This is a genomic window from Streptomyces sp. ISL-43 (genome assembly GCF_018614195.1).
In the GTDB taxonomy this organism is placed as follows: domain Bacteria; phylum Actinomycetota; class Actinomycetes; order Streptomycetales; family Streptomycetaceae; genus Streptomyces.
Genome location: NZ_JAGGOT010000034.1, coordinates 197,737 through 211,153 on the forward strand (window position 1 = coordinate 197,737; position 13,417 = coordinate 211,153).

Below are 13,417 nucleotides of genomic sequence, written 5' to 3' on the forward strand. Positions count from 1 at the left end.
CGACGACCCGGCGCGCTACCAGTTCTTCTACGACGTCGGAATCCTGGACTGACCGGGGCGGGCCCGCCCGAGCGGACGGAGTAGCCGCACGCCCGGACGGAGGCGGAGATGTTGCCGCCGTCCCCGGCTCCGCTCAGGGTGGCGGTGACGAAAGGAGCCGGCATGAGAGTCATGCTCAGGGCCCACTTGGACACCGCCACCACGAACGAGGGCATCAAGAGCGGGGCCCTGACCCAGGGGATGAAGGACCTGATCGACAAGGTCAAGCCGGAGGCGGCCTACTTCGGTCTGCACGAGGGCGTGCGCTCCTGCTGGATCGTCTTCGACCTGAAGGACAGCACCGATGTGCCGGCGCTGGCATGGGACCTGTTCATGAAGTACAACGCCGAGATCGAGGTCGCTCCGGTCATGAACGCGGCGGACATGCAGAAGGCGCTGGGCGCGCTCATGTCGTCGTAGCCGTCGTAGCCGTCGTAGCCGTCGTAGCCGTCGTAGCCGCGCGCGGGCGGAGCCGGTCCTTGCCTGCGGCCGTCGTCGCCACGACGGCGGACGCGGCCGCCGCGCCGCAGGACAGGGCGAAGGCGGCCCGGTGCCCGTACGCCTCGGCCAGCGGTCCCGCGACGGCCGCGGCCAGCGCCTGGCCGATGATCAGACCGCTGCCCGCCATGGTCATGGCCTCGCCCATCCGCTGCGCGGGGCCGACCCGTTCCACCAGGCCGAACAGTGCGATCAGGTGCGGGGCGACGGCCAGCCCGATGCCGGCGACGGCGAAGGCCGCGCCCCACGGGCCGCAGACGGCGAGCAGCGGGAGCGTCAGCAGCGCCTGGGCGGCGATGGTGCGGCGCAGCCGGACGGTCAGGTCGGCCGAACCGGGGCGGGCCACCGTCACGAAGCCGGCGATCGAGCTGGTCACGGCCATGGCGGACCACACCAGCCCGGCGGACCCAGGGGAGCCGGCCGACTCGGCGAGCGCGTTGACCCCGGTATTGGCCCCGCTCCACGCGGCGCCCTGCAGGACGGCCATGGCGAACAGCAGGGCCAGCCCCGGGGACCACAGCCGTACGTCGCCACGCGCGGCGGCGCTGCCTCCCGTCGGCCCGGGCGCTGTGGGATGCAGGGCGAAAAGCGTCCCGAAGACGAGGATCAGGGCGGCTGCGAGGACCAGCGCCGACGCGGGATGGACGGTCACCGCGAGGATCCCGGCCAGCGCGGGCCCCACCATGAAGCCGACCTCGTCGAGGGTGGTGTCGAAGGAGAGCGCGGCTCCGACCAGGGCCTTGTCGTCTCCGGCCAGCCGCGCCCAGCGGGCCCGGGCCAGCGGCCCGACCTGCGGCACCGTGAGACCGGCGGCGATGGCGAGCGCCATCCGGGCGGCGAGGGGCAGCCCGCCGAGGACGGCGGCGACGAGGGCGAAGAGCACGGCGGCGTTCGCGGCGCAGGCGATCAGCAGGACGGGGCGGTGGCCGCGCCGGTCGGCGAGCCGGCCGATGACCGGTCCGCCGAGGGCCTGGCCGAGCCAGAGCGCGGCGGCGACGGTGCCGGCGTCGCCGATGCCGTCGCGCTCGTTGACGAGCAGCAGGGTTCCGATGGGGCACAGCGCGGCGGGGAGCCGCGCGAGGAACCCGTAGACGGGGAGGACGCTGCCGCCGAGGGCGAAGACCCCGCGGAAGCCGCCGCGGGCGGGCGGGGGCGGCGGCGGGGGCGCGGACACGGACGGGTCTTCGGGTACGGACGGGGATTCGGGCACGGGCACGGACAACCTCGAGCCGCACGCCGACCCCCCCCGTTTCTCCGGCGCGCGTTGTTGCCCGTTGATCAGGACGGTAGCGGCGGAACGGACCGTTCGGGAGGTGTCAGTCGGGGTCGCCCGAGGTCAGCCGCTTGGCCTGGGCGCGGCCGACTTCGGCGGCGCGGTGCAGGTAGTCGGCGATGACGGCGAGTTCGTTGTCGGAGTAGCCCTGAAGGACGGCGCCGAAGGCCCGGCCGGGGGTCTCCCAGGCGGCGCCGATCCGGTCGCGGGCGGCGGGCGCGAGGGCGACGAGGGAGCGGCGGCGGTCGTTCGGGTCGGCGTGGCGCTCGACGACGCCGGCCTTGACCATGCGGTCGACGAGCCGTGTGGCGGAGCCGGACGTCAGGCCGGTGAGACGGGCGATGTCACCGGTGCTGACCGGGCCCGGCTCGATGTCGAGGAGGGCGACGCACTGCATGTCGGTGGGGTGCATGCCGACGTGGTCGGCCATGGCCTGGTTGAAGAGCGAGTAGTCGGCGTAGTGCCGCTGGCTCTCGGTGACGACGCGCGCGAGCAGCTCGGCGCGGGTCCACTCGTCACTCGAACGAGGGTTGTCGATTGACATCGGCTTCTCCATGGTCCAGATTTATCTGCGTGACGCAGAGAATGTGTCACACAGAATCTGTGTCACGTATCCAGTCTAGGACAGGAAGACGCCATGTCGAAGATCCTCGTCACCGGCGGCCGCGGCGCCATCGCCCGCGGCCTCTCCTCGCTCCTCGCCGCCGCCGGTGTCCCGCACCGCCTCGCATCCCGCGAGCCGGACAAACCCGGCACCGTCCACTGCGATCTCACCGACCCCGCCACCTTCGCCGGCGCCCTCGCCGGTGTGCGCTCCGTCTTCCTCTATGCCGAGGCCGCCGCCGTCGACGCCTTCGTGAAGGAGGCCGTCACCGCCGGCGTCGAGCACGTCGTGCTCCTGTCGTCCTCCTCGGTCCTGGCACCCGACGCCGCCGACAGCCCGCTCGCCGCCTCCCATCTCGCGGTCGAGGAGGCCCTTCTCGCCTCCCCGCTGCGCACGACCCTGCTGCGCCCCGGATCCTTCGCGAGCAATGCCCTCGGCTGGGCCTGGTCGCTGAAGTCCGGCCGCCCGGTCCACCTGCCGTACCCGGGCTCCTACTGCGACCCGGTCCACGAGAGCGACATCGCCGAGGCCGCCTTCGCCGTCCTCACCGATCCCTCGCTCGGTGGGCGCGCCTACCATCTGACCGGCCCGCAGTCGCTGACCTTCGCCACCCAGCTCGCCATACTCGGCGACGCGGTGGGCCGACCCATACCCTTCGAGTCCGTCTCTCCCGGGCAGTGGAAGTCCGAGGTCGACGGCTACATACCGGGTCCGTACGCCGAGGCTCTGCTCGACTTCTGGGCCGCCACCGACGGCCTGCCGGTCGAGATCACCGACACGGTCGAGCAGCTCACGGGCCACCCGGCCCGCACCTTCGAAACCTGGTCCGCGGACCACGCCGACGCCTTCCGCTCCTAGTGCCTTCGGGAGCCGGTCAGGGGCGGGCCGGGGTGCGGCCCCGCGTGCCGGCGCCGCAGGAGCCCGGGTACGCGAAAGGCCCCGTCCCGCTTTCGCGGAACGAGGCCTTCTCGCAGGGTGAGTGACGGGACTTGAACCCGCGGCCACCTGGACCACAACCAGGTGCTCTACCAACTGAGCTACACCCACCATGTCCGGTCGGAAAACCGACCGGCCGAAGAAAAGGGTACAGGGTCCGGGAGGGTGCTCGCTCCCTCCATTCCCCTGACGCCTCTCCGCCGGGTGCTACGGGTTGCTACTCGCCGGGGACGACGTGCTTGGCGGCGATGGTCCGCGCCGTGTCCGAGTCCGGTCCGGGCTGCGGCACGAAGACGGCCTCCCGGTAGTAGCGCAGCTCGGCGATGGACTCCTTGATGTCCGCGAGCGCCCGGTGGTTGCCGTTCTTCGGGGGGCTGTTGAAGTAGGCGCGCGGGTACCAGCGGCGCGCCAGCTCCTTGATCGAGGACACGTCCACGATCCGGTAGTGCAGGTACCCCTCCAGTGCGGCCATGTCGCGCAGCAGGAAACCGCGGTCGGTGCCGACCGTGTTTCCGCAGAGCGGGGCCTTGCGGGGCTCCTTCACGTGTTCCCGTACGTATGCCAGGACCTGTGCCTCGGCGTCCGCGAGGGTCGTCCCGCCGGCCAGCTCGTCGAGCAGGCCGGAGGCGGTGTGCATCTCGCGCACCACGTCGGGCATGGTCTCCAGGGCCGCGTCCGGCGGGCGGATCACGATGTCCACGCCTTCGCCGAGCACGTTGAGCTCCGAGTCGGTGACCAGTGCGGCCACCTCGATAAGTGCGTCGTCCGTCAACGAGAGCCCGGTCATCTCGCAGTCGATCCACACCATGCGATCGTTCATGCGCCCCACCTTATGCGGAAGGTCCCCCACATCGGTGACCACCGATGCGGGGGACCTTCTCCAAGCAGTGCGCTTACGGGGCTACGCGTGCTCGCGCAGCACCCGGCCCGGGGCGTACAGCTCCGTCACCGTGGGACCGGCCGCGGCCAGTGCCGCAGCGGCCCGCTGAGGCTGCGGAGTGCGCTGGTGCGGTACCGGCGACTCCGACAGCTGCGTCACCTGGGCCACGTCCGCCTGCGGGCGACGGGCCCGGTAGGCGGAGCGGTAGGCGGCCGGGGAGGACCCCAGCTGGCGGCGGAAGTGCCCGCGCAGCGCGACCGGCGAGCGGAACCCGCAGCGTCCGGCGACTTCGTCGACCGAGTAGTCGGAGGTCTCGAGCAGCCGCTGTGCCTGGAGCACCCGCTGGGTGATCAGCCACTGCAGTGGCGCGCTGCCGGTGAGCGAGCGGAACCGCCGGTCGAAGGTGCGCCTGCTCATATAGGCGCGTGCGGCGAGGGTCTCCACGTCGAACTGCTCGTGGAGGTGTTCCAGCGCCCAGGCGACGACCTCGGCCAGCGGGTCGGCGCCGATCTCCTCCGGCAGCGACCGGTCGAGGTAGCGCTCCTGGCCACCCGTGCGGCGCGGCGGGACCACGAGCCGGCGGGCGAGTGCCCCGGCCGCTTCGCTGCCGTGGTCCGTGCGCACGATGTGGAGGCACAGGTCGATTCCGGCCGCGGTGCCCGCGGACGTCAGCACGTCGCCGTCGTCGACGAACAGCTCGCGCGGATCGACGTGGACGGACGGGTAGCGCTTGGCCAGCGTCGGCGCGTACATCCAGTGCGTCGTCGCGGGCCGGCCGTCCAGCAGACCGGCGGCGGCGAGCACGAATGCCCCCGTGCACAGTCCGACGATCCGGGCACCCTCCTCGTGCGCCAGACGCAGTGCGTCGAGCGCCTCCGGTGGCGGCGGTGAGGTGATGGAACGCCACGCGGGCACGACGACCGTGCCTGCCCGGGCGATCGCCTCCAGCCCGTATGGCGCGGTCAGTTCGAGTCCGCCGGTGGTCCGAAGCGGACCGTCTTCACCGGCGCAGACGAGCAGTCGATAGCGTGGAACTCCCGCGTCCTGCCGGTCAATGCCGAACACGGAAAGTGGAATGGAGCTCTCGAAGATCGGCCCGCCGCTGAAGAGCAGCACCGCGACGATCTCCCTGCGGCGACGCCCCGCGAGCTTCCTGCCGTCTACGACGACGGCGGTGGAATCCTGGCTCATGGCGCTAAGCCCCCCTTGGGTGTCGCGACTCCTTGGTCTGGTCGCACCTGCACGTTTCCCCTCGGCCTTGCACGTGGCTCCCCCGCCGTAAATACATGATCGAATCTACTGCGTCCCGTGGTGTCGGCGTGACAAGTTCAGCACGCAGCGCTATGTCGACTTGGCAACTTGGCGAAAAGTATTCGATCAGGAAGCGTTCCGCTCCGCTACCCGTACGGGAAGCGCACTGTCCGGCCATGGCCAGTACTCATGGGGTCAACGACCCCCTGTGGCGCCGTAGTCGCTGATGGTGAGGAGGCTGGGGGGACATTCCGGCAAGGGGGGCGACGTGCCGGGAAGTTGGCTGAAAACGTGCGGGTGTGGATGTGCGAATCGGTCAGTCATGAGGGGACATACCGCCGGAACCGTGACATCCCCGGTGAGCGGAGCTCCCCGCGCGCGAGTGCCGGCCGCGGTGGGCGGGCGCCGGGCGGTCCTCCACGAGTACCCGGGCCGCATTCCGTTCTTCCCTCTCCGAGTGCCGCAGCAGCACCCGGCACGCGGCCGTGACGGCGGCCAGGCCGAGCGTGGCCACCGCGGCCCCGCCGAAGGAGGTTCCGTAGACGACGAGGACGACGGGGACGAGCAGGCAGCTGAAGGCCGCCCAGCGCACCACGTCACCCGCGGGGTCGTCATGGGGGCGTCTCGCGGGGTGCACGGACGAGTGAAGGGGGGAAGGCGGCATGTGGACGGACTGCGTCGGCTGAGCGGGCGACTGAGCGGGCTGGACGGGGTGAACCGGATGACCGGGCACGGCGTGCTCCCTGCGGGCTCTTCCTGGACGGTCGGACTCGTGTCCAACGCCGGGCGGAGCGGCTCGGTCACTGCGCGCACGGGTGGCACGTACCCGGCGCGAAGTCATTCGTCACTGGCTGTAGGGGGCAGCGGCCATTGCCAAGGAGTCGTCGCTGCGGCATGCTCCCTTGGACGCTCTCCAAGGGCGGCATGCCCTGTGCAGCACAGGAGTGCCGCCGTACCCTGGTGGGTATGGGCTTGGAAAGATGCTTCCCGGACAGAGCTCGGTCACACTGAGTCGCCGTTTCGTGAATCATCGCCGCTCAATCCGTCGCTTCCGCCTACTGTCGCCCCGCCGCCTTGTCCCTTCGCCCGAGGACCTCTTCGCCGAGACACCCATGGCCGGTCACGAATTCTCCGAACCCGCGGACCGCAAGCGCAAACGCCTCGCCGACCCCGAATCGGCCGACCTGCGCGCGGTGGAACAACCACGTCATCCCTGCGACCCGGCCTTCCGGCACGGGGTCGTTGTGGGCTTCGACGGATCCACGTCCAGTGAGCGCGCCCTCGCGTACGCGATCGGGATGGCCCGTCGCTCCGGATCCGGGCTGATCATCGTCCACGTGGCCAACCGGCTGCCCACCACCGTGTGGGCCGGCTGCGAGCCGCCGGTCTTCGTGGACGTGCCGGACCACCGCACCGAGGTGCTGGGTCTGGAGCTGGCCTGCGCCGACTACCTCTCCGAGGTTCCGTGGATCCTCGTCGAGCGCGGCGGGGACATCTGCCACGAGCTGGAGGAGGTCGGCCGGGAGTATTCGGCGGACGCCATCGTGGTCGGTTCCACGCACGGGATCGTCGGCCGGATCTTCGGCTCGGTGGCGGGCCGGCTGGCAAAGCGGGCGCAGCGACCGGTTGTTGTCATCCCGTAACCGACCGTATGTCGATTGTGTGGTTGTGAACCCCCATGTAAGGGGTAGATAAAGGCTGCTGGGACGCAGCAAACAACTGCAGATCGAAGGGAGCCCGCCGTGGACAATGGTGTCTCTGCGGGAAGCACGGCCTCGACTTCGACCCTCGGGCACATCGCCCTGGGTCTCACCCTTCTCGCGTTCGGTATCGGCCACACCGGGATCATCGACGGTGTGTCCGTGGCCGACTCCGTGTCGCTCGCGACCTTCCTTGGCGGCCTCGCCCTGTTCGTCCTCGGGATCCTCGAATACCGCGGCGGCAACGGCTTCAACGGCACGGCCTTCGCGGGCATCGGAGCCTTCTGGTTCACCTGGGCCAACGGCGCCGACGGAAAGGTTTCGGCGCACGCGGCCGGAATGTTCCTCGTACTGTTCGCCATGCTCGCGCTGACCCTCACCGCCGCGGCCTCGCGCGGGCTGTTCGGTCAGGGCGTGTACGCACTGTTCACCCTCTCCCTCGTACTCCTGGCGATAGGCACTTTCGCCGAGGCCGACGGGCTGGCCAAGGCGGCCGGCTGGGTGGCGGCGCTCTCCGGGCTGCTGGCCTGGTACGGGGCCACGGCGGCGCTGGCGAGCTGGCCGATGGCGCTCGGCAAGAGTTCGCGCGGCGCGGTCGCCGCGAGCTGACGGCTCGAGCACACGAAGAGGCCCCCGGGGGGATCCATCCCCGGGGGCCTCCTTCGTACGCGGCGCGCGGTCCGGCCGGCGGTGCGGCCGGCGGTCCGGCTATTCGACCGTGACGGACTTGGCCAGGTTGCGCGGCTTGTCGATGTCCCGGCCCAGGGCCAGGGCGGTGTGGTACGCCAGGAGCTGCAGCGGGATGCCCATCAGGATCGGGTCCAGCTCGTCCTCGTTCTTGGGTACGAGGATGGTGTGGTCGGCCTTCTCCTGCTCGCGGTGGGCGACCGCCAGGATCCGGCCGCTGCGGGCCTTGATCTCCTCCAGCGCCGCGCGGTTCTTCTCCAGCAGGTCGTCGTCCGGGACGATCGCGACCGTCGGCAGCGAGGGCTCGATCAGGGCGAGGGGACCGTGCTTGAGCTCGGAGGCCGGGTAGGCCTCGGCGTGGATGTAGGAGATCTCCTTCAGCTTGAGGGAGGCCTCCAGGGCCACCGGGTAACCCCGGACGCGGCCGATGAACATCATCGACTTCGCGTCGGCGTAGTCGGCCGCGAGCTTCTTGATGTCCTCTTCGCCGTCGAGGATCTCCTGGATCTGCGCCGGCAGCTTGCGCAGGCCGTCGATGATCCGCTTGCCGTCGGTGACGGACAGGTCCCGGATGCGGCCCAGGTGCACGGCGAGCAGCGCGAAGGCCACGACCGTGTTGGTGAAGCACTTGGTGGAGACGACGCAGACCTCGGGGCCGGCGTGCACGTAAACGCCTCCGTCGGCCGCGCGGGCGATCGCGGAGCCGACCACGTTGACCACGCCGAGGACGCGGGCGCCCTTGCGCTTGAGCTCCTGCACGGCCGCCAGCACGTCGTACGTCTCACCGGACTGGGAGACGGCGATGTAGAGGGTGTCGGGGTCCACGACCGGGTTGCGGTAGCGGAACTCGGAGGCCGGCTCGGCGTCGGCGGGGATGCGGGCGAGGCTCTCGATGAGGCCCGCGCCGATCATGCCGGCGTGGTATGAGGTGCCGCAGCCGAGGATCTTGACCCGGCGGATGCCGCGCGCCTCGCGCGGGTCCAGGTTCAGGCCGCCCAGGTGGACGGTGTTGAAGCGGTCGTCGATCCGGCCGCGCAGGACGCGGTCGACCGCGTCGGCCTGCTCGGAGATCTCCTTGTGCATGTACGTGTCGTGGCCGCCCATGTCGTAGGAGGCGGCCTCCCACTCCACGGTCTCGGGCGTGGCGGTGGTCGTCGTACCGGAGGTGGTGTAGGTCCGGAAGTCGTCGGCCTTCAGGGTCGCCATCTCGCCGTCGTCGAGGGTGACGATCTGGCGGGTGTGGGCGACGAGCGCGGCGATGTCCGAGGCGACGAACATCTCCTTCTCGCCGATGCCGAGGACGACGGGGGAGCCGTTGCGGGCGACGACGATGCGGTCGGGGAAGTCGGCGTGCATGACGGCGATGCCGTAGGTGCCCTCGACGACCTTCAGCGCCTCGCGGACCTTCTCCTCGAGGGTGTCGGCCTGGGAGCGGGCGACGAGGTGGACGAGCACCTCGGTGTCGGTCTCCGAGAGGAAGACGATGCCGTCGGCCTCCAGCTTCGCGCGCAGCTCGGAGGCGTTGTCGACGATGCCGTTGTGGACGACCGCGACCTTGTTGTCGGCGTCCAGGTGCGGGTGGGAGTTGATGTCGCTCGGGGCGCCGTGGGTGGCCCAGCGGGTGTGGGCGATGCCGGTGGTGCCGGCGAAGCGCTTGGGTACCCGGGACTCCAGCTCGCGTACGCGGCCCTTGGCCTTGACGACCTTCAGGGCCGCGGCCTTCGGGCTGTTGACGACGATGCCCGCGGAGTCGTAGCCGCGGTACTCCAGTCGCTGCAGGCCCTCCAGCAGCAGCGGTGCCACGTCACGCTTGCCGATGTAACCCACGATTCCGCACATAAGGTTTTTCCCCTCCTGAAGCTTCGTTTTGCTTTCTTGCCGCTGCCCGCGCCCCTGACCGGGGCGGTGCTCAGCCGTAGACGATGCGGCGCAGTTGCCGGAGCGACAGCTCCGGCGGCGCCACGGCCCGGTGCGGCAGTTCGGCCGCGATCCGCTCGAAGATGTCCGCGTTGACCGCGCCGCCGGACTGGAGCTCACGGTGGCGGCGGCGGACGAACTCTTCGGTGCTCTCGTCGAAGTACGCGAGGACGTCGAGCACCACTCGGGCGGCTTCGCCCCGCTGGAGCGAGGTGCTGCGCACCAAGTGGTCGACGAGGTCGTCGTGCGACGGGCGGCGGTCGGGCATCCGTCGATATTGACGGTAGGAGCCGTAGAATGCAAAGATCCTGCCCGAAATCGGGCAGGATCATGCTGGTCTGGACCAGCGGATGGCTTTATTCCGGTCTTCGATGCCTAGAAACGCCCTAGAATCGCCGCTTTCGCCGTGGCGAACTCCTCGGCCGTGAGGATCCCCGCCTGGTGCATCTCTCCCACCTCGCGCAGCCGCCGCAGCAGGGCGTCGTGGTCCACCGCCCCGGCGCCGGCCGGCGCCGCCGGGCCGTCCGCCGCCAGGGCGGGTGCCAGGGCGGGCGTCGGCCCGGGCCCGGCCTCGGGATCCGGCGCCGCCGGGTGTGCCATGCGTACCGCCACGGCCGCCGCGACCAGAGCCATCAGCGGGTCCTTCTTGAAGCCGAACAGCTCCACCGCGCACGGGTCGTACTTCGGCGGGGGCGGGGCCGCCGGGGCGCCGGCCAGGGCGAAGCGGATCCACCCGTTCTCCAGCCCCCTCGACGGGTGCCACGCCACCGACCGCACGTCCGCGATCCGGAACTCGCGCGGCCCCCCGGAGCGCTTGGCCTCCTCCGTCGTCCAGTTCCAGTCCAGGGACACCCGGTCCCCGTCGAAGGCCACCGTGCCGTCGCCCGCGCCGACCGTGATCGGCACGGCGGGGCCGGGCAGGAGGTAGGAGTCCGCGGGCCCGGGGTCCACCTGGTCCAGCAGCAGGGCGTTGCGCACCTCGTCCACGAAGTACTCCGCGACGCCCGACCGGTCCGACTCCACGGCCAGCCGGTACGGATCGGAGGCCTCCGGCAGCCGACCGCCCGTCACCTGGAGCAGCGGGTCGGCGCCGTCACGCAGCCGCAGGCGCAGCCGGCCCGCCTTGCGCCCCGGTTCGTAGGAGATCCCGGCCAGCGCGCGCAGCGGCACGATCACCTCGCCCAGCGTCTGGCGCAGCAGTCCCACCCCCTTGTCGCGGCCCGGCACGATGCGTACCGCGTCCCCGTCGAAGGTCCATGTGCCGTCCTTCTGGATGATTTCCGCCATCCTGGGATTCTCGCACCGCCCTTCCGGGCCCGGTTGGCCTATACCTGTGCGCATGAGAGTCCCGCGACGCACGCTCGCCGCCCTCCTCGTCCTCGCCGTCGTCCCCGCGGCCGCCTCCTGCGGCGCCGCCCGCGGGGACGACGCCCGCCCCGGGGACAAGGCCCCCGCCGCGCTCGCTCCTTATCAACGGCTCCTGCCGGCGCCCGCCTCCGCGCACGCCGAAGGCCCGGGTTACGCCTTCGGCCCCGGCACCGTCATCCGTACCGGCCTCGACGGTGACGAGGAGGTCCGCAGGGTCGGCGAACTCCTCGCCGAGCAGCTGCGCGGCCCCAGCGGGCTGCCGCTGCCCGTGGTGGACGGCGCGGAGGGCGACGGGATCCGCCTCAGGCTCGACGAGGAGGCCGAGGGGGCGGGGGAGGAGGGGTACCGGCTGGAGGCCGGCTCCGGCGGGGTCACCCTCACCGCCCGCACGCCCGCCGGGCTCTTCCACGCCGGCCAGACGCTGCGCCAGCTGCTGCCGGTGTCCGGTCCGGGCACGGTGCCGGGCGGGACGGTCACCGACGCGCCGCGCTTCGCGTACCGGGGGGCGATGCTGGACGTGGCCCGCCACTTCTTCTCGGTGGAACAAGTGAAGAGGTACGTCGACCAGCTCGCGCAGTACAAGGTCAACACCCTGCACCTGCACCTGACCGACGACCAGGGGTGGCGCATCGCGATCGACTCCTGGCCGAGGCTGGCGGAGTACGGGGGAGCCGGCGAGGTCGGCGGCGGGCCCGGCGGCCACTGGACGAAGGACGACTACCGGGAGCTCGTGGCGTATGCGGGGGAGCGGTACGTCGACGTGGTCCCGGAGATCGACATGCCGGGCCACGTGAACGCGGCGCAGGCCGCCTACGCCGAGCTGAACTGCGACGGCAAGGCGCGCGAGCGCTACACCGGGATCAAGGTCGGCTTCAGCTCGCTGTGCGTCGGCAAGGAGCGGACGTACGAGTTCATCGACCAGGTGCTGGGGGAACTCGCGGAGCTGACCCCGGGCAAGTACCTGCACATCGGCGGCGACGAGGCGCATTCCACGCCGGCGGCGGACTACGCGGCCTTCATGGATCGGGCGCAGGCGGTCGTGGCACGGCACGGCAAGACGGTGGTGGCCTGGCACCAGCTCGCGACGGCCCGTCCGGCCGACGGCGCGGTGCTCCAGTACTGGGGCCACGACCGCACCCCGGCGCCGGAGAGGGCGGCGGTGGCTGCGGCGGCCAAGGCGGGCCATCCGGTGATCCTGTCCCCGGCGGACCGGCTGTACCTGGACATGAAGTACGACAAGGCGACGAAGCCGGGGCTGGCCTGGGCCGGGTACGTGCCGGTGCGCAGGTCCTACGACTGGAACCCGGGGGCGTACCTGGCCGGTGTCCCGGAGTCGGCCGTCCTGGGCGTGGAGGCCCCGCTGTGGACGGAGACGGTCGCGACGCGCCTCGACCTGGAGTACATGGCGTTCCCGAGGGTGCTGGGCCTCGCGGAACTGGGCTGGTCCCCGGCCGCGGGCCGCGACTGGGACTCGTACCGCCTGCGCCTGGCGGCCCAGGGTGCCCGACTGGACTCCCAGGAGGTGAACTACTACCGCGCGCCGGACGTGCCGTGGTCTTGAGCAGGGACAGCGGTAACCGGCAATCACCCCCGCGAGCCCGACGGCGACCTCGGGCCGGTGCCCATGCCCGAGGAAGAGGAGTGGGCCCGAAGCGCGGGGACCGGGCCGCGCCGCCCCCCGATCGCTGACGGGTACGACCCCTCGTTGCGCAACGACTGAGGCCGCCGGCGGCTGGGAACACCTGGGCCGCCAGGCTGCCCGCCGGCCGCGCTGCGGGCGGGGGCGCCGCGGCGGAGAACAGCGGTCGACCCTGCGCAGCGGATACGGCGACGACCCCGACCGCACCGGCACGGGCTCACCCTGGCGCGGCAGGGGACAACCGGATCCGAGCATCGACATTTACCAACATCAATTCCTGGAGTCAAGCCACGTATTCCTGTGACGTGACGCCACCCTGGCCGTCGGGTTTATTAGAAGCAGGTCCTCACCGGGAAATCCCGCCGAAAATACGAGGCCGAAAAATATCGCATAAATACCGAATGGAGAAAATCGAAATGAAGCTTTCCCGCAAGATGATGCTGACCGTAGCCACCATGACCCTGGCGGGCGGTGTTGCACTGCCGGCCACGGCGATGGCCGCACCGGCGCCCCAGACGGTGCAGACTTCGATGGAGTCGCAGCAGGTGACAAAGGGCTGGTGCAAGTTCAATAAGATCAATTGCAAGGTCCATGCGCCGAACACGCCGAACACCCCGAACACGCC

At 71.0% G+C, this 13,417-nt stretch carries 14 protein-coding genes and 1 tRNA gene; 6 read left to right on the forward strand and 9 right to left on the reverse strand.

Annotation, left to right across the window (positions count from 1 at the left end):
* The first annotated feature begins 162 nt into the window (after positions 1 to 162).
* On the forward strand, positions 163 to 459 hold the full coding sequence (locus J7F03_RS20865; protein WP_214951574.1) for a DUF3303 family protein: 297 nt from the start codon (positions 163 to 165) through the stop codon (positions 457 to 459).
* Here J7F03_RS20865 and J7F03_RS20870 read toward each other — a convergent pair.
* Both J7F03_RS20870 and J7F03_RS20875 read right to left on the reverse strand, forming a co-directional pair.
* On the reverse strand, positions 446 to 1,747 hold the full coding sequence (locus J7F03_RS20870) for an MFS transporter (RefSeq protein ID WP_214951576.1): 1,302 nt from the start codon (positions 1,745 to 1,747) through the stop codon (positions 446 to 448). The genes J7F03_RS20865 and J7F03_RS20870 overlap by 14 nt on opposite strands.
* A 106-nt stretch (positions 1,748 to 1,853) precedes the next feature.
* Positions 1,854 to 2,354 (reverse strand): MarR family winged helix-turn-helix transcriptional regulator, encoded by a 501-nt coding sequence (locus J7F03_RS20875; protein WP_214951578.1) that lies wholly within the window; start codon positions 2,352 to 2,354, stop codon positions 1,854 to 1,856.
* Positions 2,355 to 2,447: 93 nt separating this feature from the next.
* Here J7F03_RS20875 and J7F03_RS20880 point away from each other — a divergent pair, with 93 nt between their 5' ends.
* The gene (locus J7F03_RS20880; RefSeq protein WP_214951580.1) at positions 2,448 to 3,272 is read left to right on the forward strand and encodes an NAD(P)H-binding protein; all 825 of its coding nucleotides are present in this window, start codon (positions 2,448 to 2,450) and stop codon (positions 3,270 to 3,272) included.
* 116 nt (positions 3,273 to 3,388) lie between these two features.
* Here the strand turns inward: J7F03_RS20880 and J7F03_RS20885 are convergent.
* The 4 genes from J7F03_RS20885 to J7F03_RS20900 all read right to left on the reverse strand — a co-directional run bounded on the left by J7F03_RS20885 (position 3,389) and on the right by J7F03_RS20900 (position 6,118).
* A tRNA-His gene (locus tag J7F03_RS20885) sits at positions 3,389 to 3,461 on the reverse strand.
* A 106-nt stretch (positions 3,462 to 3,567) separates the two neighbouring features.
* Positions 3,568 to 4,170: an oligoribonuclease gene (gene orn, locus J7F03_RS20890; RefSeq protein WP_214951581.1), complete on the reverse strand. Its 603-nt coding sequence runs from the start codon at positions 4,168 to 4,170 to the stop codon at positions 3,568 to 3,570.
* Positions 4,171 to 4,251: 81 nt separating this feature from the next.
* Positions 4,252 to 5,421 (reverse strand): helix-turn-helix domain-containing protein, encoded by a 1,170-nt coding sequence (locus tag J7F03_RS20895; RefSeq protein ID WP_214951583.1) that lies wholly within the window; start codon positions 5,419 to 5,421, stop codon positions 4,252 to 4,254.
* 376 nt (positions 5,422 to 5,797) lie between these two features.
* Positions 5,798 to 6,118, reverse strand: coding sequence for a hypothetical protein (locus tag J7F03_RS20900; RefSeq protein ID WP_374104368.1), 321 nt, complete (start codon positions 6,116 to 6,118; stop codon positions 5,798 to 5,800).
* 475 nt (positions 6,119 to 6,593) lie between these two features.
* Between J7F03_RS20900 and J7F03_RS20905 the strand changes: the two genes are divergently transcribed.
* Complete coding sequence (locus J7F03_RS20905) at positions 6,594 to 7,124, forward strand: universal stress protein (RefSeq protein WP_214951587.1); 531 nt, start codon at positions 6,594 to 6,596, stop codon at positions 7,122 to 7,124.
* Between the two features lie 99 nt (positions 7,125 to 7,223).
* Complete coding sequence (locus J7F03_RS20910; RefSeq protein ID WP_214951589.1) at positions 7,224 to 7,790, forward strand: acetate uptake transporter; 567 nt, start codon at positions 7,224 to 7,226, stop codon at positions 7,788 to 7,790.
* A gap of 99 nt (positions 7,791 to 7,889) precedes the next feature.
* On the opposite strand, the gene glmS is transcribed toward J7F03_RS20910, so the two are convergent.
* The 3 genes from glmS to J7F03_RS20925 all read right to left on the reverse strand — a co-directional run bounded on the left by glmS (position 7,890) and on the right by J7F03_RS20925 (position 11,072).
* A complete protein-coding gene (gene glmS, locus J7F03_RS20915) occupies positions 7,890 to 9,707 on the reverse strand; it encodes a glutamine--fructose-6-phosphate transaminase (isomerizing) (protein ID WP_214951591.1) in 1,818 nt (605 codons plus the stop codon).
* Positions 9,708 to 9,777: 70 nt separating this feature from the next.
* Complete coding sequence (locus J7F03_RS20920) at positions 9,778 to 10,053, reverse strand: hypothetical protein (protein WP_214951593.1); 276 nt, start codon at positions 10,051 to 10,053, stop codon at positions 9,778 to 9,780.
* Positions 10,054 to 10,160: 107 nt separating this feature from the next.
* Complete coding sequence (locus J7F03_RS20925) at positions 10,161 to 11,072, reverse strand: DUF4429 domain-containing protein (protein WP_214951596.1); 912 nt, start codon at positions 11,070 to 11,072, stop codon at positions 10,161 to 10,163.
* 52 nt (positions 11,073 to 11,124) lie between these two features.
* Here J7F03_RS20925 and J7F03_RS20930 point away from each other — a divergent pair, with 52 nt between their 5' ends.
* Together J7F03_RS20930 and J7F03_RS20935 are read left to right on the forward strand one after the other, a co-directional pair.
* Positions 11,125 to 12,714, forward strand: coding sequence for a beta-N-acetylhexosaminidase (locus J7F03_RS20930; RefSeq protein WP_214951598.1), 1,590 nt, complete (start codon positions 11,125 to 11,127; stop codon positions 12,712 to 12,714).
* 479 nt (positions 12,715 to 13,193) lie between these two features.
* Positions 13,194 to 13,417 (forward strand): hypothetical protein (locus J7F03_RS20935; protein ID WP_214951600.1); only part of this gene is annotated, 224 nt, incomplete at its 3' end.